Source organism: Rhodanobacter glycinis, from assembly GCF_900114325.1.
Taxonomy (GTDB): Bacteria; Pseudomonadota; Gammaproteobacteria; order Xanthomonadales; family Rhodanobacteraceae; genus Rhodanobacter_A; species Rhodanobacter_A glycinis.
Window position 1 is genome coordinate 320,949 of sequence record NZ_FOSR01000002.1, and the last position, 19,964, is coordinate 340,912.

The 19,964-nt window shown below is 66.1% G+C and carries 12 protein-coding genes; 7 read left to right on the forward strand and 5 right to left on the reverse strand.

Translation table 11 applies throughout. The features are described from left to right. Positions 1-81: 81 nt before the first annotated feature. The 4 genes from BMY90_RS03610 to glk all read right to left on the reverse strand — a co-directional run bounded on the left by BMY90_RS03610 (position 82) and on the right by glk (position 7,602). Complete coding sequence (locus BMY90_RS03610; protein ID WP_245734858.1) at positions 82-1,098, reverse strand: glycerophosphodiester phosphodiesterase; 1,017 nt, start codon at positions 1,096-1,098, stop codon at positions 82-84. 132 nt (positions 1,099-1,230) lie between these two features. Continuing rightward, a complete protein-coding gene (locus BMY90_RS03615) occupies positions 1,231-3,576 on the reverse strand; it encodes a beta-N-acetylhexosaminidase (RefSeq protein ID WP_425438643.1) in 2,346 nt (781 codons plus the stop codon). Positions 3,577-3,688: 112 nt separating this feature from the next. Beyond that, positions 3,689-6,406: a TonB-dependent receptor gene (locus BMY90_RS03620; RefSeq protein WP_092701645.1), complete on the reverse strand. Its 2,718-nt coding sequence runs from the start codon at positions 6,404-6,406 to the stop codon at positions 3,689-3,691. 116 nt (positions 6,407-6,522) lie between these two features. Continuing rightward, positions 6,523-7,602 (reverse strand): glucokinase, encoded by a 1,080-nt coding sequence (glk, locus tag BMY90_RS03625; protein ID WP_092701648.1) that lies wholly within the window; start codon positions 7,600-7,602, stop codon positions 6,523-6,525. 399 nt (positions 7,603-8,001) lie between these two features. Between glk and BMY90_RS03630 the strand changes: the two genes are divergently transcribed. From BMY90_RS03630 to nagA, 4 genes are all read left to right on the forward strand, one after another. Further along, positions 8,002-9,288 (forward strand): sugar MFS transporter, encoded by a 1,287-nt coding sequence (locus BMY90_RS03630; RefSeq protein ID WP_008213730.1) that lies wholly within the window; start codon positions 8,002-8,004, stop codon positions 9,286-9,288. Positions 9,289-9,397: 109 nt separating this feature from the next. Then, positions 9,398-10,429 carry a LacI family DNA-binding transcriptional regulator gene (locus BMY90_RS03635; protein WP_008213732.1) on the forward strand — a complete coding sequence of 344 codons (1,032 nt, stop codon included), beginning with the start codon at positions 9,398-9,400 and terminating at the stop codon, positions 10,427-10,429. Positions 10,430-10,736: 307 nt separating this feature from the next. Beyond that, the gene (locus BMY90_RS03640) at positions 10,737-11,771 is read left to right on the forward strand and encodes an SIS domain-containing protein (RefSeq protein WP_092701651.1); all 1,035 of its coding nucleotides are present in this window, start codon (positions 10,737-10,739) and stop codon (positions 11,769-11,771) included. Next, the gene (nagA, locus tag BMY90_RS03645; protein WP_092701654.1) at positions 11,771-12,931 is read left to right on the forward strand and encodes an N-acetylglucosamine-6-phosphate deacetylase; all 1,161 of its coding nucleotides are present in this window, start codon (positions 11,771-11,773) and stop codon (positions 12,929-12,931) included. The genes BMY90_RS03640 and nagA overlap by 1 nt, the downstream gene beginning before the upstream one ends. Positions 12,932-13,197: 266 nt before the next feature. On the opposite strand, the gene BMY90_RS03650 is transcribed toward nagA, so the two are convergent. Then, positions 13,198-14,928, reverse strand: coding sequence for an LTA synthase family protein (locus tag BMY90_RS03650; protein WP_092701657.1), 1,731 nt, complete (start codon positions 14,926-14,928; stop codon positions 13,198-13,200). Between the two features lie 372 nt (positions 14,929-15,300). On the opposite strand from BMY90_RS03650, the gene BMY90_RS03655 reads away from it, so the two are divergent. From BMY90_RS03655 to BMY90_RS03665, 3 genes are all read left to right on the forward strand, one after another. Continuing rightward, entirely contained in the window at positions 15,301-17,313 is a 2,013-nt protein-coding gene (locus tag BMY90_RS03655; protein WP_092701660.1) for a bifunctional 2',3'-cyclic-nucleotide 2'-phosphodiesterase/3'-nucleotidase, read from the forward strand. Positions 17,314-17,814: 501 nt separating this feature from the next. Beyond that, positions 17,815-18,969, forward strand: a complete 1,155-nt coding sequence (locus tag BMY90_RS03660; RefSeq protein WP_092701663.1) for a homoserine dehydrogenase family protein — start codon at positions 17,815-17,817, stop codon at positions 18,967-18,969. Then, entirely contained in the window at positions 18,966-19,964 is a 999-nt protein-coding gene (locus BMY90_RS03665; protein ID WP_092701666.1) for a homoserine kinase, read from the forward strand. Before BMY90_RS03660 ends, BMY90_RS03665 begins: the two co-directional genes overlap by 4 nt.

A 19,964-nucleotide genomic window follows, 5' to 3' on the forward strand; every position in this document is an offset into this window, starting at 1 on the left:
TGTTCCGGGTGGACAGTTGATCCGATCTTAGCGGCAGTGCGGGTGCCATGGCTGCCGCGAAGCCACCGCCGTCGTGCGACCTCAGCCGCCATCCACCGCCATACGCCCCAGGCCCGGGTCGTCGCTGAAGAAGGCATCGATGCCGGCATCGAGATAGGCACGGATCTCGGCGATGCTGCCCGCCGCATTGCGCGTGGCCGGATCGTCGTCGCACCAGAAATCACGCGCCATGAACTGCTGCTCCGGGCGGAACGTCCATACGTGGACTTCCAGCCCGGCGGCATGTGCATCGCGCACCAGCGTGGTGGGCGGCATCAGGCGGCCGCCCGGATCCAGCGGGATGACGGCACGCGTGCTCGGCCCGATCGCATCGGCATAACCGGCAATGTCACGCAAGCCGGCGGGCGTGACCATGTCGGCGTAACGCTGCGCACCACCGGCAGCCACCGCATCAAACGGTTGCATGTCCGCCGCGTCGATCAATTGCAACAGGCGCACGTTGGCATGTTGCGCACCCAGGCGTTCGCGCAGATAGCGCAGGTTGCCGATCTCGAACGACTGGATCTCCACCGGCGCGATGCGCGTATAGCCGTGCGCGGCCAGTGCATCGAGCAGCACGTCTTCCATCGGCAAGCCGATTCCCTGGAAATAGGTGCCGTGCTTGATCTCGGGAATGAGGCCGATGCGCCGCCCGCGTACCGCTGATTCCCTGGCTACCAGCTCGACGATTTCCGTGAAGGTTGGAATCGCGAACTGGCCATCGAAACGCGTGCCACGCAGTGCCGGCAGACGTTCGCGCGCACGCAGCGTTTTCAGTTCCGCCAGCGTGAAATCTTCGACGAACCAGTCGTCGACCATGACGCCATCGATCGATTTGCAGGTCCGGCGCGTGGCGAACTCTGGATGCGCCGCCACGTCGGTAGTGCCGCCGATGGCGTTCTCGTGGCGCGCCACCAGCACGCCGTCGCGGGTCATCACCAGGTCCGGCTCGACCCAGTCCGCACCATCGCGAATCGCCTGCATGTACGCCGCCAGCGTGTGTTCCGGCCGCAACGCGCTGGCGCCACGATGGGCGATGACCTGGACGCACGGGACCATCGGCTTTTCGGGAGGCATAGGGGCGACTCATGCACGAATGGCGACCAGCATAACCCGCACGGCAGCCACGCACCGCCCGGAAGTACGCGCATCCGTCGCCGGCCAGATGGCCGGCGATGACACGGCATCCCGTCAGGGCCTGGTGGCCACCAGTGACACGCGGCCTAGCGCGTAGATGGGCCCACTGATCGGCGCGGTGTAGATCAGGCACAGCGCGTGATTACCGGTTTGCGCAGGCAGCTTCGCGGTGAGCGGGAACGTACGCGCACTGTGCGCCGGGTCGGGCAACGGCATCGAGGCCAGCACGGCGCCCTTGCAACTATCGGCATGGACCACCAGCTCGCCAAACGGCGTGGTGTGCGGGCGCGACACCACCAGCTTCTGATCGTGCGCCAGCGCGAAATTGCGTTCCAGTCGCACGCCATCCACATGGATCGCGGTCACGCCATCCATCCGTGTGGACGGGAACATCTGGCAACTGTCGAACACGTTGATGCCGTATACCGGTTGCGTCGAGGTGGCGTCGGGCATCGTCTGCACGCGCAGGCGGAAATCGCTGCCGGGGCAGTTGGGCATGGTGTTGCCGATGCGGCTGAGCAAATGCGTGCGATCGATGATTCGCTCGCGCGGCGCGGCCAGTTCGCTGCCGTCAGGCGCGAAGGTGGCGGCATGCACCGTCAGCGGCAGTTTCGCGGTGAAAGGCGCACGGTACAGCGGCGACGCCAGCGTCGGCGCCCGGCCATCCACGGTGTAGCGCAACGCGCCGAAATCGGTCTGATCGGACAAGGTGACGGTGGCCGTCCCGCTCGCGAGTGCCGTGTTGCGGTCCACCGCGATGACCGGCGCAAACGCGCTGTCGGCCACGTTGATGTGCTGCGCACGATAGCGCGCGAATTGGGCCGGAAGCCGCGCCAGGAAACCGTTCCAGTTGCGCGCGGAAGCCGGCGACCAGTCCACCTCGCTCAAGGCATCCAGCCGCGGGAACACCGCGTGTTCCACGTGCGCCATGGCCGGCATGTGCTCGGTCCACACGTTGGCCTGCGCGCCGAGCACGTGGCTGGCCTGCGCCGGCGTCAGCACCTTCGGCACCGGCTCGAAGGCGTACACGCTCTGCAGCGTTTGCACCGGGATGCGGCCAGCATATTCGTCGGCGTGATCGCTTTGCACGCCGTCGAAATACAGTTGCGGCGAGGGCGACAACACCACGTCATGGCCGGCTTTCGCGGCCGTGATCGCGCCATCCGTGCCGCGCCACGACATCACCGTGGCATCGGCCGGCACGTTGTTGCCTTCCAGAATTTCGTCCCAGCCGATCAGCTTGCGCCCATGAGCGGCGAGGTATTTGCCGACGCGACCGATGAACCAGCCCTGCAGCGCATCCTCGTTCTTGATGCCCAGCGCGTGCATCTTCGCCTGTACCGCAGGCGAAGCCTTCCACTGGTCCTTGATCGCCTCGTCGCCGCCGACGTGGATGTACTTCGACGGGAACAGCGCCATCACCTCGTCGAGCACGTTGTCGATGAAGGTGAAGGTGGAATCGTCCACGTTGTACAGGTACGGATTGACGCCCCAGAGCGTCGACACCTGCGGCCGCTTGCCGGTGACGCCCAGTTGCGGATACGAGGCCACGGCGGCCTGCGCGTGGCCGGGCATGTCCAGCTCCGGCACGATGGTGATGTGGCGCGCGGCGGCGTAGGCCACCACCTGGCGGATCTGCGCCTGCGTATAGAAACCGCCGTAACGCTTCGGCTCGCCGTCATGGCCGGCGTCGGGTGGCGTGCGCCAGGCACCGATCTTCGTCAGTTCGGGATAGCGCTTGATCTGGATGCGCCAGCCCTGGTCGTCGGTGAGGTGCCAGTGGAATACATCGAGCTTGTGCTGCGCCATCTGGTCGAGCAGACGCTTGATGTCAGCCACGCTCTGGAAGTGCCGCGCGGAATCCAGCATCAGGCCACGCCAGGCGAAGCGCGGCCAGTCGCGGATATGCAGCGCCGGCACATCCACCGCGCCTTGTGCCGCATTCGGGGTCAGCAACTGGTAAAGCGTGACCGCGCCGTAGAACAGGCCGGTGTCGTCGCGCGCGGTGATGCGGATGCCTTGCGCGGTGACGTCCAGCGCATAGCCTGCATGCTGCGCCACCGGCGCGTGCGGATCGAGCTTCAGCACGATGGCATGCGCTGTCGCGGCACCGTGCACCACATGCAAATGCAGCCCGCGCGTGCGCGCCAGCACGTCGGTGAGCCACGCCGCCGTCTGTCGTGTCGAAGCGGAGTGGTCGTCCAGCACGATCGGCGTGTGCGCATCGACGTGGAAGCGACCGTCGGCCATCGTCATCTGTGCCGGCAGCGGAATCAGCGATGGTGACGCCATCACCGGTGCGGCATGCGACGGCTGCAACGCGCCAAATAGCAGGAAAGCGCAGGCGGCGAGCAATGGGCGGAAGGTCATCGGCGGTCTCCGGCGCGGGCAGTCCAGCATGCCATGCATGACATGGCCATGCAGAAGAAAAAAACGGGCCCGGAAACAGCTAAGGGGCCCGTTCGGGGAGAGAAGGCGGGCCGTCCCTGGCCCGCAATGATGCAGCGATGGATCAGAACTTGAAGTGCAGGTTCAGGTAGTACTGCCGACCATTCGTGTAGAACGCATACGGCTGACTGCCGAATGCCGGATCCTTGTAGTAGTACTTCGTCGTCGGGTTGTTGAGATTCATCGCATCGAACGACAGCGATGCCCACTTGTTGATCGTGTAGCCCAGCGACATCGACAAGTTGCCGACACCCTGCTGGTAATACTGCGAACCGTGGCTGACGGTGGCATAGAACGACGAGCGATAGGTGTAGCTGACACGCGCATTGAACTTGCTGTTCTCGAAGAAGGCCGAAACGTTACCCGTGTTCTTCGAAGTACCTTCCAGCGGCTGGTTGCCATCGGCGTGGGCGCTGGCGAACGTGTAGTTGGCTGATACGCCGAAGTTATCGCCAATCGGCTGGATGTAATTCAGCTCCACGCCCCGCACATTGCCATTGACGTTGCTTGGCACTTCGACGGTGTAGGTGGCAAACACGTCATGCCCGGCGGTGGTGCTGGCCTGGATGTCCTTGTAGGTACGCTTCACGTCCGCGAAATCGACGTAGTCCTTCAACGACATCTCGTACACGCTGGCCGACAGCAGGCCACGCGGCATGAAATACCACTCCAGCGAGCTGTCGAAATTGGTCGAGATCAGCGGCTTGATCAACGGGTTGCCGCCCGTACCGGTATGAGTCAGGTCATCCAGCGACACCGAGCCGGCCATCGCGGAATAATCCGGTCGAGTCAGCGTCTGCGAAGCGGCAAAGCGGAACAGCAGGTCCTCCGTCAGGTTGAACTTGATGTTCGCACTGGGCAGAAGCTTGCTGTACGAGCGCTTGATGGTGTTCCAGTAGTAAGGACCAAACGCCGAAGTGGTGATCGGGCCATTCGAGGAACTGGCCGCCGGATCGGGACTGGTGGTGGCATCGTTGATGGTTTCGCCGGTGTGTACCCAGCGCGCACCGATGTTGCCGCCCCAGCGATCGCCCTCGAAGTTCACCTGGAAGTACGCAGCGCTGTCTTTTTCCTTCACGCTGTAGATGTCATTCCAGTAGAAGCGCGTGACCGGGTCACGATTGGCCCACTTTGCATCGAACGCGGCCAACTGCGCCGGCGAATACATCCACACGTTGTTCGGTACCGACGCTCCCAACTGGCTGCCGAAATCACCCGGATAGCTGGAATAAGAAGTCGGGAAGTTGGCCGGATCGGTCCAGCCTGCCAGCGGACCCTGGGCAATGTCTTCCAGGCTCTGCCGGGTATGGTCGGCATAGCGAATACCGAATTGCAGCGAGGACAGCGTTCCGTCGAAATCCTGCTCGCCATCGACTTTGAACCAGTTCTCCTTGTCCTTCACATGGATGTCCTGTTCGCCGAAGATCCAGCCGAAGGAAGGCGCCATGCCCGCGGGTGTGGTGTTGTTGGCGCCTTCGGACCAGTCGATCGGCGAGCCAAGACCGTTCATGTTCCAGCTGCCACTGCCACCCACGTTCTCGCCAAGCTCGAGTACATTCTGGTGCGGGCTCTCGCCGGTACCATTGGTGGTGCCAGCCTCGCCCTTGAAGCTCAGCGTGTCAGAGACATTCCAGTCGGCACTCAGGCTGACGTAGCTGGTCTTCGAATATGCACCCGGGCGGGATATCTGGTCGTAGATGCCGTAGGCCGTGGAAGTCCCCGGCGCAAGATTCGCCTTGCTGATCACATTACCGTTCAACGAGTAGCCAGGCATGATCGAACCGCCTGCGCCGAGCACGTTGCTCGTCCACAACATGTAGTTGGTGTTGATGTTGTCGGCCTGCAGCTTGGAGTAGAAGCCGTTCAGGTCCAGTGTCAGGTTGTCGGCCGGCTTCCATTCGATATCGATGGAGCCACCCTTGCGGGTGCGCTTCTGCTGGAACAAGGCGTTGCCGATTTCGTTCGGGTAATACACCGTGCGACCATCCAGCGTGGTCGGCAGATAGCCGCCCACCACTTCCTGGCCATCGCGCTGCAGAGCGCGCTTCTCGTAGAAGCCCTCCAGCAATACGCCGAACGTGTTGTCGTCGTTCTTCCAGTTGACCAATCCGCTGAACTGCGGCTCGGTCTTGCCGGGAAGCGTGGAGTAAACGCCACCCAGAGACACCGAGCCAGTGAACGGCTTGGCGTAATCCAGCGGCTTGCGCGTAAGGATGTCCACCGTGCCGGCGCTGCCACCTTCGACCAGGCGTGCCTCGGACGTCTTGTGTACCACCACCTGACTGACGATTTCCGACGGCAGCAGGCTGTAGCTGACGCTGCGGCCTACCGTTTGCACCTGGCTCAACACGAACCAGTCGCCCGTGCCGACACTGTGACCGTTGATCAGCGTCTGGGTCATGCTCGGATTGGTACCGCGCAAACTGACACGATCAGCCTCGTCAAAGGCGCCTTCGCTTGCGCTGGACGAGCTGATGTTGACGCCAGGCAACTGCGCCAGCGTATCGGCCACGTTCTTGGCCGGCAGCTTGCCGATGTCTTCGGCAGACACTACTTCAACGTGCGAATTGGCAGCCCGCTTGGTATCGAGCGACAGCTCTTCGCTGCCGCGGATACCAACGACGGTAACCGCCGCCAGTTGCTTGATCTTGTCCTTCTGCTGCTGCGCGGTACTGGTGCTGGAATTGTCGGAAGTCGGGTTGCTGTCCTGCGCATTGAGCGCCCCCGACAGACACAGGCCGGCGACGATGCTCGCGGCCAACAGACTCTTGCGATATGACATGGTGTCCTCCCCTCAGAGGCTAAGTCAGCAGCGGCGGCTACTCACAACCATCCGTGCTGTGTGGCGATCTGGGCTTGCGCCCGGTTCATTGCTAAGTGCTGATTCACGCGTGCTTGTCACGTCCGCTCGGCGTGCCCGTCGTGGGCAATCTGGCCTTCCATGGGCTGGCCTTCCGGAGGTTGACCCTCCAGATACAGGCCCGCGGCGCCGATCACCCCGAGCTGGCCGTGCTCCATCAGTCGTACTGGTATCTGTTCCAGGTAAGGGCGCATCACGCCCTTGTTGAAGAAACGTTCGGCGAAGCGGCTCTGCAGCAGCAGCTCGCGGATTTGCGGCAGGATGCCGCCGGCGAGGAATACCCCGCCGCGCGCGCCGTACAGCAACACCAGGTCGCCCACGAAGCTGCCAAGCAGCCCGCAGAACACGTCCAGCGCCTCGACGGCGGCTTCGTCGCCGCCGGCCAATGCCGCGGCGGTGACGTCGGCCGGCCGTGCCAGCGTGGCCGGCACGTGCCGCAAGGTGCAGATCGCACGATAGAGATTGAGCAAACCCGGCCCGGACAGCGCGTGTTCGAACGACACGTACGAGCGGTCGCGGGAGAACAGGCGCAGGATCTCGATCTCGCGCTCGTTGCCCGGCGCCAGCGCGATCTGCCCGGCCTCAGTGGCCAGCACGGTGGCGTGCGGCTGACCCGGCAGCAGCACCGCCGAACCCAGCCCGGTACCCGGCCCCATCACCAGCACCGGCCCATCAACCGGCAGCGCGCGGGTCTCGATGATCGGCGTGGTGTCGGCCTGGGCGAGGAACTGGGTGGCATAGGCCACCGCCTCGAAATCGTTGATGACGGCGAGCCGCTCGATGCCCAGGCTGTCGCGTATGTCGCGGATGGACACGCGCCATGGCAGGTTGTCGTTGACGATGGCGTCGTCCAGCACGTAGCCGGCACTGGCCACTGCGCAACGGCTGACATGGCCCACGCCAACCTGACTGACGAAATCCTGCAGCACCGCGGTCAGGCTCGGCCATTCGGCGCAGGCGTAGCGGCGGTACTCGAGCATGGTCACCGGGCGGCGGCCATCCGGATGCGGACTGACCAGGCCAATGCGCGCATGGGTGCCGCCGACGTCGGCGGCAAGAAAGGCGGGTTCCGTTGCCGGTACCGTCTGCGCATCGCTGTGATTGACAGCCTGGGCCACGCGTTCCTCCTCGATTGTCCCGTCGCGTCGCCGTTGTCTGCACGCGACCCCCATTCGATGCCGGAGTCTGGCCATGGATGACAACGGTGTCAACTTCTTTTTCGCAACCATTCGTCATAACGCTTGTGCGTTGCGGAACGGTAGACTCGTCGACCGCCACGGCGTTTCGAAAAATGCCCGTCGATCCTTATGCAGCAGGCATCACGGGCCGCTCAAGCCGCGAGCTTCGGGGTGTTGCGCCGCGCCATCACGGCCGGCTGCCCCAGGCAGCGGATGCGCTTGCAGCATGACCAAAGTCATGGCATCAATTGACAACGTTGCGCATTGCGGTCAATAAAGGCCGCCGGAGCGATGGCGTCCATGGCGGGCGTTATCGGTGTTCATCACGGGGAAACGTTCATGTCGTCCATTCCGCTTGCCACCGACGAGTCACGCACGTCGAACCTGTTGCCGATGATCATCATCGGCGTGCTGTTCTTCATCTTCGGCTTCGTCACCTGGCTCAACGGTCCACTGACCATCTTCGTGAAGCTGGCCTTCAACCTCGACGATGTCAGCGCCTTCCTGGTGCCGTTTGCGTTCTACGTGTCGTATTTCGTGCTGGCGCTGCCGTCGGCGGCCGTGCTCAAGCGCACCGGCATGAAGAAAGGCATGGCGCTGGGCCTGTTCGTGATGGCCATCGGTTCGGTGCTGTTCGGCCAGTTCATCGACATGCGCAACTACCACGGTGCGCTGGTCGGCCTGTTCGTGATCGGCGCCGGCCTGTCGCTGCTGCAGACGGCATCGAATCCGTACATCAGCATTCTCGGGCCGATCGACAGCGCGGCCCAGCGCGTGGCCTTCATGGGCATCTGCAACAAGCTGGCCGGCTTCCTCGCCCCGTTCGTGTTCGGCGCACTGGTGCTGCACGGCATCGATGCATTGGCGCAGCAGGTCAAGGCCGCACCCAGTCCCGCCGCCGCCACCGAACTGCTCAACCATTTCGCCTCGCGGGTCTACTGGCCGTACATGATCATGGCCGCGCTGCTGGTGCTGCTGGCGATCTGGGTGGTGCGCTCCTCGCTGCCGGAGATCAAGCCGACCGGCGCCAACAGCGAGGGCCAGATCGGCCACAAGGGCGGCAGCATCTTCAGCTTCCCGCACCTGTGGCTGGGCGTGCTGTGCCTGTTCCTTTACGTGGGCGTGGAAGTGATGGCCGGCGACGCCATCGGTATCTACGGCCTGGCGCTGGGCTTGCCGCTGGACGCGACCAAGCATTTCACCGCGTTCACCATGTTCGCGATGCTGGCCGGCTACGTGGTGGGCCTGGCCCTGATCCCGCGTTTCATCTCGCAGCAGCGTTACCTGGCGGTGTCGGCGGTGATGGGCGTGCTGTTCGCCATCGGTGCCTACGTCACCCACGGTTACGCCTCGATCGCCTTCGTCGCCGCGCTGGGCTTTGCCAACGCGATGATGTGGCCGGCGATCTTCCCGCTGGCGATCAAGGGCCTGGGCAGCCACACCGAATTCGGCTCGGCCCTGCTGATCATGGGCATCGTGGGTGGCGCGCTGATTCCACAGGTGTTCGTGCACCTGAAGGAACACATCGATTTCCAGCTGGCGTTCCTGGTGGTGATCGTGCCGTGCTACCTGTACATCCTGTACTACGGCATGCGCGGACACGCCGTGGGCGAGCACGTGGGCTGATGGATCGCCATGCCGCGAGCCGCCTGCCGTTCCTCCACATTTGAACCCTGCACCTTTGAACCTCGGGGCTGGGCTACCATGTCCATCCGGATCACAGGAGTGCCCCTCGTTGCGCAGCCCCACCATCAAGGACGTCGCCCGTCACGCCGGCGTCTCGCTGAAAACCGTGTCGCGGGTGATCAATCACGAGCCGGCGGTGCGCAGCGAAACGCGCGAGAAGGTGGAGCGGGCGATCGCGCAACTCGGCTATCGCCCCGATCCGTCGGCGCGCAGCCTGCGCAGCACGCATTCGTTCGCGATCGGGCTGGTCTACGACAACCCGAACGCGCACTACGTGATCGACATGCAGAACGGCGTGCTGTCGGCCTGCCGCGAACGCGGCTTCGGCCTGCAGATCCATCCTTGCGATTCCAGCTCGCCGAAGCTGGCCGAGGAACTGGTGTCGCTGGTCAAGCGCGCGCGCCTGGCCGGGCTGGTGCTGGCGCCACCGATGTCGGAACAGGCCGGACTGATCGCCACGCTGAAGGCCAACGACGTCACCTTCGTGCGCATCATCTCCTCGCGCGAGGACCCGCGCGACGGCTCGCCCTGCGTCTTCATCGACGACCGCCATGCGGCCTACGCGATCACCGAACACCTGATCCAGCTCGGCCACACGCGCATCGGTTTCCTGTGGGGCGAGCCGCACCATCGTTCCAGCCCGGAGCGCTACCAGGGCTACGCGGATGCACTGAAGGACTACGGCATCGCGCTGAACAAGAAACTGGTGCTGCCGGGTCGCTACGCCTTCGACGACGGTTTCCGCGGCGCCCGCAAATTGCTGGCGCTGAAGGACAAGGAACGCCCCACCGCGATCTTCGGCAGCAACGACGAGATTGCCGCCGGCGTGCTGGCCGCCGCGCGCTCGACCGGGCTGGACGTGCCGTGGGATCTGTCGATCGCCGGCTTCGAGGACAGCCCGTTCTCCAAGCAGGCATGGCCGGCACTGACCACCGCGCGGCAGTCGACCGAGGAAGTCGGCCGCCACGCCGCGCTGCGCCTGATGCGCAGCCTGCAGCAGCCGGAAGCCGGCGACGCCAACGAGGGCTTCATGCCCGAACTGGTGGTACGCGGATCTACCGCGCCGCCGCGGCAGGGCTGAGCTCCGCCCACCGCCTTTCTCCCGCTCCCCTTCGGGAGCCTCGGAAAACCCCATCTTGCTCGTCATTCCTGCGGCTCTCAACAGCCGAAGGGCTGGTCAAGCAGGAATCCAGCGCCTTTGCTTTTCAATGCTTTGAAGGCACTGGGCCCCAGCTTTCGCTGGGGCGACGAAGGTTTTTCGAGATTCTCACTGGCGACGCTGCTACGAGCACCCACCCCTCACCTCAATCCTCTCCCCGAAGGGGAGAGGAAGCCGCGCTATTCGGGCACGCCACGTCTGGCGTGCCGCCGACCTTCCCGGAGTCCCCATGAAGTCCCCCAGCGACACCCTGATGTACCGCGAGGCGGAGGAAACCGCCGCCGTGGTCGAGCGCCAGCTTGCCCGCAACGCCGACACGCTGGCCGCACTCGGCCAGCGGCTGCGCACGCAGCCGCCGCGCTTCATCGTCACCTGCGCACGCGGCAGTTCCGACCACGCCGCCGCCTACGCCAAGTACGTGTTCGAGACGCGGTTGGGCCTGGTCACCGCCTCGGCGTCGCCGTCGATCTCGTCGATCTACGACGCCGACCTGAAGCTGGACGGCGCGCTGTTCATCGCCATCTCACAGTCGGGCAAGAGTCCCGACCTGCTGCGCAGCGCGCAGGCCGCCAAGGACGCCGGCGCGCAGGTGCTGGCGCTGGTCAACGTGGAAGATTCGCCGCTGGCCGCGCTGGCCGATACCTTCATTCCGCTGCACGCCGGACCCGAGCGCAGCGTGGCCGCCACCAAGAGCTACCTCGCCACGCTGGCCGCCGTGCTGCAACTGGTCGCGCACTGGAGCGACGACGCCACCCTGCACGACGTGATTGCACGCCTGCCCGACGACTTGCGCCGCGGCTGGAACGGTGACTGGAGCGCGCTTGCCGACGGCCTGCGCAACGCGACCAACCTGTTCGTGGTGGGCCGCGGCTACGGCTTTGGTGCCGCGCTGGAAGCGGCGCTGAAGCTCAAGGAAACCTGCGGCCTGCATGCCGAAGCGTTCAGCGCGGCGGAAGTGAAACACGGCCCGATGGCACTGGTCGGCAACGGCTTTCCGCTGCTGTTCTTCGCGCAGGACGACGGCACCCAGGACAACACCCTGGCCGTGGCCGAAGAGTTCCGCGCACGCGGTGCGCGCGTATTCGTTGCCGCGCCTGGCGCCAGCGGCATCGACACCTTGCCGCTGCCGGCCAACATCGCGCCCATCGTCATCCCGTTGCTGGCGGTGCAAAGCTTCTACCGCGCCGCCAGTGCGCTGTCGCTGGCACGCGGCTACGATCCGGATGTGCCGCCGCATCTCAACAAGGTCACGGAGACGGTGTGATGGAAACTGCTGCGACGATTGCCCTCGTCAACGGCCGCGTGCTCGGCGACCACGGCCCGCGCGAAGGACTGGCCGTGCTGGTCGAAGGCGAGCGCATTGCCGCCATCGTGGCGCAGGATGACCCATGCGTCGCCAGCGCGACATCGCATGACCTCGGCGGCCACCTGCTGCTGCCCGGCTTCATCGACGTGCAGGTCAACGGCGGCGGCGGCCTGCTGTTCAACGACGCACCCACGGTGGACACCTTGCGCGGCATCGCCGCCGCGCACCGCACTTTCGGCACCACCGGACTGCTGCCGACCCTGATCACCGACACGGCCGAGAAGATGCATGCCGCGCTGGATGCGGTGGACGCGGCGATCGAACAGCGCGTGCCTGGCATCCTCGGCATCCACCTGGAAGGTCCGTTCCTCGCTCCCGCGCGCAAGGGCATCCACGACGCGCGCCTGTTCCGTCATCCCGATGCCGACGATCTTGCGATGCTCGCGGCGAAACATCGCGGCCGGATCATGCTGACACTGGCGCCGGAACAGGTGTCGACCGAGGTCATCCGCACGCTCAGCGAAGCCGGCGTGATCGTCGTCGCCGGCCACACCGCCGCCGACTACGCCACCACCCGCGCCGCACTCGACGCCGGCATCTGCGGCTTCACCCATCTGTACAACGCGATGACCCCGCTGGGCAGTCGCGAACCCGGCGTGGTCGGCGCTGCACTGGACGATCCGCACAGTTGGTGCGGCCTGATCGTCGACGGCCATCACGTCCACCCCGCCAGCTTGCGCGTGGCCATCGCCGCCAAGGCGCGCGGCAAGTGCGTGCTGGTCACCGACGCGATGCCGCCGGTGGGCTCGGACGATCCGTCCTACACGCTCAACGGCCAGACCATCGTCGCCCGCGACGGCATCTGCCAGAGCGAGGCCGGCGTACTGGCCGGCTCCGCACTGGACATGGCCACCGGCGTACGCAACCTGGTCGAGATGGTCGGCCTGCCGCTGGCCGAAGCCTCGCGCATGGCCAGTGCCTATCCCGCCGCCTGGCTTGGACTCGGGCGCACGCATGGACGCCTCGCAGCCGGCTACCGGGCGGATTTCGCGGTGCTGGATGATGCGCTGGTTGCGCGCGAGACGTGGATCGGTGGCGTGGCCCACCCGATCGACTGACTTTCAGTCTGCGGCGTGCGTTCGCGGTCATGCAGCGCATGCTTGCCCATCCTCTTCAAGGGAACGCAACGTATGACTCCCTCCCCTGCATGCAGGGGAGAGGGTTGGGGCGGGGTGCTTTTGACGCCTGCTCTGTCAGTTGCGACAAGAGCAAAAAAAAACGGAAATGAAGTCTGGCGCGAGCACCCGCCCCTCACCCCAACCCTCCTCCACCCGCAAGGGGACTCCCTTCGGTCGCCGGCGGGGAGAGGGCGCCAAATGCCTCGCTACTCCTCGTACACGTGCAACTTCCCGAATATCCACGCGTGATACGACGCCAGCAGCGCCTTGTCCGGGCAATCGTCGTAGCGCCCGTCGCAACGCTCGCGCAACACCTTCTGCGCGGCGAAATACGGGTCCAGCGGCAAGCCCGCGGCTTGCAGCACCATGCCTGGCAGATAGGCGATGTCGAGCATCGGGTAGCCGGGTAGCGGCGGCCCGGCCACGTTGCTCTTGATCATGTAATAGGTGAGGTAATCGCGATACGGCACCAGCGCCGGCGGCAGCGTGCGCGGCAAGGTCGACATCAGGCTGTCGAACGAGGGCTGGTGGTCGCCGAAGTGCACCAGCACGGTGGGCCGGGCGCGATCGAGGAAGTCGTGTTCCAGCCCGGCCATCGCCACGTCCGAGTCGTGCAGGCGCGCAAGATAGGTGTCGAAATTCAGCGCCGCATCCGCCGGCAGACCCTGCAGCAGGTTCTGGAACGGCTTGGGCAGGGTGGACATCGGGTCGTCGTGCGGGCCGTGCTCGTTGATCGTCAGGATCATCACGAACACCGGTTGCCCCGGCTTGCGCAAGCCCGACGTCTCCAGCTTGTCGTAGACGCGCTTGGCCGCGGTGAACATCTGCGCGTCGGTCTCTTCCCAGTCGTCCAGGCCCAGTGCATCCGCGCCGTAGAAATGATCGATGCCGTAGGCCTTGTACGCGTCCTCGCCATTGAGGAAATCGCCGTGGGTGGGATAGATCGCCACCGTGAGGTAACCCAGCCGCTTCAGCAGCAGCGGCAGCGAGTCGCGCATGTGCGGCGCCAGCACGTAAGGCGCGTACATGCCGCCGGGGCCGAAGATGTCCTGCGGCAAACCGGTGAGCGCGGCGAACTCGCTGACCCAGGTGCCGCCACCAAAGGTGTGCGTGCGCAGGAAGCCGTGGCCGCGGGTGCGCGCGTCGGGTTGCAGCATCGCCGGATGGCAGGCCGGTACGTTGCAATGCGTGAACGGCGCCGGATCGAAGGTACTTTCCTCCAGCACCTGCACGATGTCCGGATACTGGCTGGCCGGCACCGTGGCCTGGGCGGCCGTGGCGGTGGACTGCCAGTCGCGCTCGGCGGTGGCAGCATCAGCCATCGGCGGCAGGTGCACGCTGGAATCGCGCAGGTTGACGAAGAAATCGGTGAGCACCGCGTCGTCGGACATCTTGTCCCACGTATCGCGTGCATGCACCTGGGCGAACGGACCATTGGGCAGCAGGCAGACCCAGAACGCCGCCGCGCAGACCACCACGCCGCCCACGCGCAGCATCGCCTGCAACCCTCCGCGCCAGCGCGCGAACAAGCGGCGGTCGCCGCGCCAGGCCAGCCACAGCAGCAGCGGGATTGCCACCAGCACGGCCAGCCCCACGCTGTAGATATGCGGATAGCGCCGCAAGGTCTCGAACAGGCTGGAGCGCAGGTAGTAGACGAAGTCGGCCGGCATCAGCGGCGATTCGAGATACTCCTGCTTCATCACCGTGATCGCGCGCAACAGCAGGAACAGCCCGCCGCCGAACACCAGCGCGAACGCACGCCGCGCCGAGGCGAACAGCACCCCGCCGCTGACGCACAGCATCAGCGCGAATACGAAGCCGCGTTGTTCCGGCAGCGGTTCACGCCACGCAGTGAGCCACACGCAGACGGCGAAGAACACCAGCGCGCAGGCCAGCGTCACGCGCGGTCGCGGAACGCGAAACGGGTTGCCCTGCATGTATGCCGCCCCTGTGCAGCGACGGCCGTGGTACGCGGCGCGTCATGATCGATGAGGCCGCCATTCTAGAGCGTTTGCACGGCGCCGGAGCGCGGTTCGGCAGGCACCGGCGCAGCGCGTCTGGGCCCCATTCACGTGACCGGATCGACGCGCAGGAACGGCTCCGTGCGCCAGGCTGTCGGCATGACCCTCCTGGCACGGCCGTGCCCGCCGCCGCGCACGCGTTCGGGCTTCGACTTCGGCTGCCGCGCGAGCTACGCTCCTTGCCTGCGGCGAGAAGGTTTGCCGCCATCGCAGTGGCCGTGTCGCGACATCGTGTCGTCACTCCGATCTGCCAGATTTCACCCCCACGCCATCCTGCCGGAAGCTGTCATGTCGCAAGGTCTCACCCGTCTCGCCGCCCTCACTGCCGCCCTGCTGCTCGCCGGCTGCGCCCGCCAGGCCACCCGGCCCGATGTCGATTCGGCACAGCTGGCCGATGGCGCGCGGGCCGATGTGGCGATTCTCGAAACCACCGACATCCACTCCAACGTCCTCAGCTACGACTACTACAAGCAGAAGGCCGACCCGACGCTGGGCTTCGAGCGCACCGTCACGCTGATCCGTCGCGCCCGCGCCGAGTTCACCAACACCTTCCTGTTCGATGCCGGCGACACCATCCAGGGCAGCGTGCTGGCCGACTACCAGGCCCAGGTGAAGCCGGTGACCTGCCACCAGGAACTGGCGGTGTACCGCGCGATGGACGCGGTGGGTTACGACGGCGGCACCATCGGCAACCACGAATTCAACTACGGCCTGCCGTTCCTGTCGCAGGTCACCGGCACGCCGATGAACGTGGATGGCGTGCCCGCCGAGCATTGCGCCGGCCCGCACTTTCCGCTGGTGCTGTCCAACGTGGTCAGCACGCGCGACGGCAAGCCGATCTTCAAGCCGTGGACGATGATCCACCGCCAGATCGCCGCGTATACGCCGGACGGCAGCGAGCTCAGTGTGCCGTTGAAGATTGCCATCATCGGCTTCGCGCCACCGCCGATCATGCAGTGGGACCAGCACAACCTGGAAGGCAAGGTGACCACCACCGGCGTGGTCGAGGCTGCGCAGAAATACATGCCGCAGATCGAGGCGCAGCACCCGGACCTGGTCATCGCCATCCTGCACGGCGGCCTCGACACCGCGCCGTACACGTCGACCATGGAGAACGGCGGCTGGTACCTCGCCGGCGTGCCTGGCATCGACGTGCTGCTGCTCGGCCACATGCACACCGATTTCCCCGGCCCACGCTTCGCGCACATGAAGGACGTGGATGACAGCAAGGGCTTCGTGCGCGGCGTACCGGCGGTGATGGGCGGCTTCTTCGGCAAGGACCTGGGCGTGATCAAGCTGGCGCTGGACCGCGAGCATGGCCGTTGGGTGATCGACAAGAGCCAGACCCGCAGCGAAGTGCGGCCGATCTGCAGCAAGCCCGGCGATGCCGGCAGCTGCGTGCCAGCCGATCCGTCGATCGCGCCGCTGATCAGCAATGTGCAGAAGTCCGCGGTGGCCTACGTCAACACGCCGATCGGCAGCAGCCGCGTGCGCCTGTCCAGTTACTTCGTCGACGAGGGCGACATGACCGCGCTGGCCGCGGTCAACGCCGCCCAGCTCGACTATGCGCGGCGCGAATTGCCGCGCCTGCACCCGGAACTGGCGCACGTACCGCTGCTGGCCGCGGCCGCCGCGTTCCGCACCGGCTTCGGCGGCCCCGACGACTACACCGACGTGAAGCCCGGCCCGCTCACCTTGCGCAGCGCCGCCGACCTGTACTTCTACCCGAACACCCTGGCCGCGGTGAAAACCGATGGTGCCGGCGTGAAAGCGTGGCTGGAGAAATCGGCCGAACGCTTCCAGCGCATCGATCCGTCGAAAACCGGTCCGCAGGAATTGATCAACACGCACTTCGCCGGCTTCAACTTCGACCAGATCCAGGGCGGCGGCCTGCACTACGTCATCGACGTGACCCAGCCGGTGGGCCAGCGCATCGTCTCGCTCACATGGAAGGGCAAGCCGGTCAAGCCGGACCAGCCGTTCGTGGTGGTCACCAACAACTACCGCGCCAGCGGCGGCGGCCACTTCCCCGGCCTCGACGGCAGCAGCATCGTGCTGGCCGCACCGGACGGCACCCGCGAGATCGTGGCCAAGTGGCTGCAACGCCACCCCGACCTCGGCGCGCACCACCTGCCCGTCCGCTCGTGGCATTTCGCCCAGATCAAGACACACGGCCCGGTGCTGTTCACCACCGCCAGCGGCAAGCAGCACGTGGCCCGCGGCGACGGCCTCACCGACATCCGCCAGATCAAGGACAACGGCGACGGCACCGCTGTCTACGCGATCGACTTGTCACACTGAAACTTTTACCTCCTCTTCCCTTTGGGGAGAGGACCGAGGTGAGGGGCGGGTGCTCGCAAAAACACTTCGTTGGTAAGGCTCTCGCAAGGCCGACCCTCACCCCAACCCTCTCCCCGGAGGGGAGAGGGAGAAGACTGTCGGCATTCATATGGACATCCATACGTCCAGCACCGAAACACGCGGCAACCGCCCACCCATATTCCACAAAGTCTATTGACAGCCGCCCAAGCCGCCCCGTAGTCTCCAAAGCCATGTCGCCCTTCTTCGCACTCGCACGCACGCATTTCGCCCCGGTTTCCACCGGGCGCGCGTCGTTGTTCGCGGGCGGCACGACGGCATCCATCATCGCCACGATTATTACCACCGGCACCGGTACGACCGGTTCCGGGTGGGTGTCCGTGCGCGACTAGCTTCATCACTCGCAACGGCCCCGCCCTCGATGAGGCGGGCCGGCGCACACCGACACCGCCAAGCGAAACGGGGCCTCTACCGGAGGTCACTGTGAACATCTGCGCTTCACCGCTCGCCGAACACCCGAACCCGCTCCCGCCGGCCCTGGCGCTGCCCACGCGTACCCCGCGCCAGCGCACGCTTGCGGTCGGTGTGGTTGGCCCCGGCCGGGTCGGCAGCGCGTTGCTCGAACAGCTCCGGGCGGCGCAACCCCGGTTGGCCCGCGATTCGGGGCTGGACTTGCGCCTGTGTGGCGTCGTCGCCAGCAAACGCATGTGGCTGGATTGCGACGACCCGGAACTCAACGCACGCCACCACAGCGCGCAGACCTGGCGCCCCAGCGACCTCGACGAATTCGCCGCGCACGTGCGCGGCAACGAAGGCCGCCATGCGCTGCTGGTCGATTGCAGCGCCAATCCCGCGGTGGCCGCGCATTACCCGCACTGGCTGGCTTCGGGCATCCACGTGGTGACGCCGAACAAACTGGCCGGCAGCGGCGACCTGGCCCAGTGGCGAGCGATCCGCGCCGCCTGCACTCATGGCGCACGCTTTCGCTACGAGGCCACGGTCTGCGCCGGCCTGCCGGTGGTGCAGACCCTGCGTGACCTGCTCGACACCGGCGACCGCATGCTGTCGATCGAAGGCATGTTCTCCGGCACGCTGGCATGGCTGTACAACCGCCACGACGGCCAGCTGCCGTTCTCCACACTGCTGCGCGAAGCGCATGCGCTGGGCTATACCGAGCCGGACCCGCGTACCGACTTGTCCGGCATCGACGTGGCGCGCAAGCTGGTGATCCTGGCCCGCGAGGCGGGCCTGCCGCTGTCGCTGGAGGACGTGGAAGTGGAAAGCCTGGTGCCGCCGGCGCTGGCCGCGCTGCCGCTGGATGCCTTCATGCAACGTGCGCATGAACTCGATGCGCCGATGGCCGCGCGCCTGGCCAGCGCGCACACCGCCGGCGGCGTATTGCGCCATGTCGCCAGCCTCGACCATGCCGGCCGCGCACGCGTGCGATTGGCGGTGCTGCCATCCAGCCACGCTTTTGCGCATACGCGCCTGACCGACAACATCGTGCAGTTCCGCACCGAGCGCTACCGCGACAACCCGCTGCTGGTGCAAGGCCCCGGCGCAGGCCCGGAAGTGACCGCCGCCGGCGTGTTCGCCGACATGTTGCGCATCGCCGAATCGCTGGCGGTGCACGCATGAGCAGCCCAGCCGTGGACGCCGTGCTGGCCACTCCCGCTCCCGCGGCCGCCGCACGTACCGATGTGGCGCGCGCCTTCGCCCCCGCCAGCGTGGGCAACGTGGCGGTGGGTTTCGACATCCTCGGCCACAGCATGGTCGAGGCCGGTGATCGCGCCGAAGTGCGCCGCCTCGCCGAGCCGGAGGTGCGCATCGCCGCCATCCGCGGCTGCGTCGCCGACCTGCCGCTGGAGCCGCACAAGAACACCGCCGGCGCGGCCCTGCTGGCGATGCGCGAAGCGCTGGACCTGCCTTTCGGTTTCGAACTGACCCTGCACAAGGGCATCGCGCTGGGTTCCGGCATGGGCGGCTCGGCCGCGTCCTGCGTGGCCGCCCTGGTGGCCGCCAATGCCTTGCTGGAACAGCCGTTGTCGCGCGAGGCGCTGTACCGCTTTGCGCTGGAAGGCGAGGCCGTGGCCAGCGGCAGCCGGCATGGCGACAACCTCGGCCCGATGCTGCTCGGCGGCCTGGTGCTGGCCACGCACGAACGCCTGCTGCGCATCCCCGTGCCGCCTGCATGGCATTGCGCGCTGGTGCATCCGCACTGCGTGCTGGAAACGCGCAAGGCGCGCGCGGCACTGGCGGGGAATTACGCGCTCGGCGAATTCGTGGCGCAAAGCGCCAACCTCGCCCTGCTGCTGGCCGGTTGTTTCCGCGGTGATGCCGCGCTGGTGCGCGAAGGGCTGAAGGACGTGCTGGTGGAACCGCGCCGCGCCCCGCTGGTGCCGGGTTTCATCCGCGTGAAACAGGCAGCGCTGGATCATCACGCCTTCGGCGCCAGCATCTCCGGTGGCGGCCCCAGCGTGTTCGGCTGGTACGCCTGCCGTGCCGACGCCGATGCGGCGGCCAGCGCCATGCGCGCCGCTTTCGCCGAGGCCGGACTGGACAGCGACACCTTCGTCGCCCCGGTCGACGGCCCTGCTGCCACCCTTGTTGATGCCTTGCCGGACGAAGCCTGA

Coding starts and splice junctions, on each gene's coding strand:
- BMY90_RS03610 (WP_245734858.1), bottom strand. CDS start 1,098: ATGGTCCCGTGCGTCCAGGTCATCGCCCATCGTGGCGCCAGCGCGTTG.
- BMY90_RS03615 (WP_425438643.1), bottom strand. CDS start 3,576: ATGCTGGACTGCCCGCGCCGGAGACCGCCGATGACCTTCCGCCCATTG.
- BMY90_RS03620 (WP_092701645.1), bottom strand. CDS start 6,406: ATGTCATATCGCAAGAGTCTGTTGGCCGCGAGCATCGTCGCCGGCCTG.
- BMY90_RS03630 (WP_008213730.1), top strand. CDS start 8,002: ATGTCGTCCATTCCGCTTGCCACCGACGAGTCACGCACGTCGAACCTG.
- BMY90_RS03640 (WP_092701651.1), top strand. CDS start 10,737: ATGAAGTCCCCCAGCGACACCCTGATGTACCGCGAGGCGGAGGAAACC.
- nagA (WP_092701654.1), top strand. CDS start 11,771: ATGGAAACTGCTGCGACGATTGCCCTCGTCAACGGCCGCGTGCTCGGC.
- BMY90_RS03650 (WP_092701657.1), bottom strand. CDS start 14,928: ATGCAGGGCAACCCGTTTCGCGTTCCGCGACCGCGCGTGACGCTGGCC.
- BMY90_RS03655 (WP_092701660.1), top strand. CDS start 15,301: ATGTCGCAAGGTCTCACCCGTCTCGCCGCCCTCACTGCCGCCCTGCTG.
- BMY90_RS03665 (WP_092701666.1), top strand. CDS start 18,966: ATGAGCAGCCCAGCCGTGGACGCCGTGCTGGCCACTCCCGCTCCCGCG.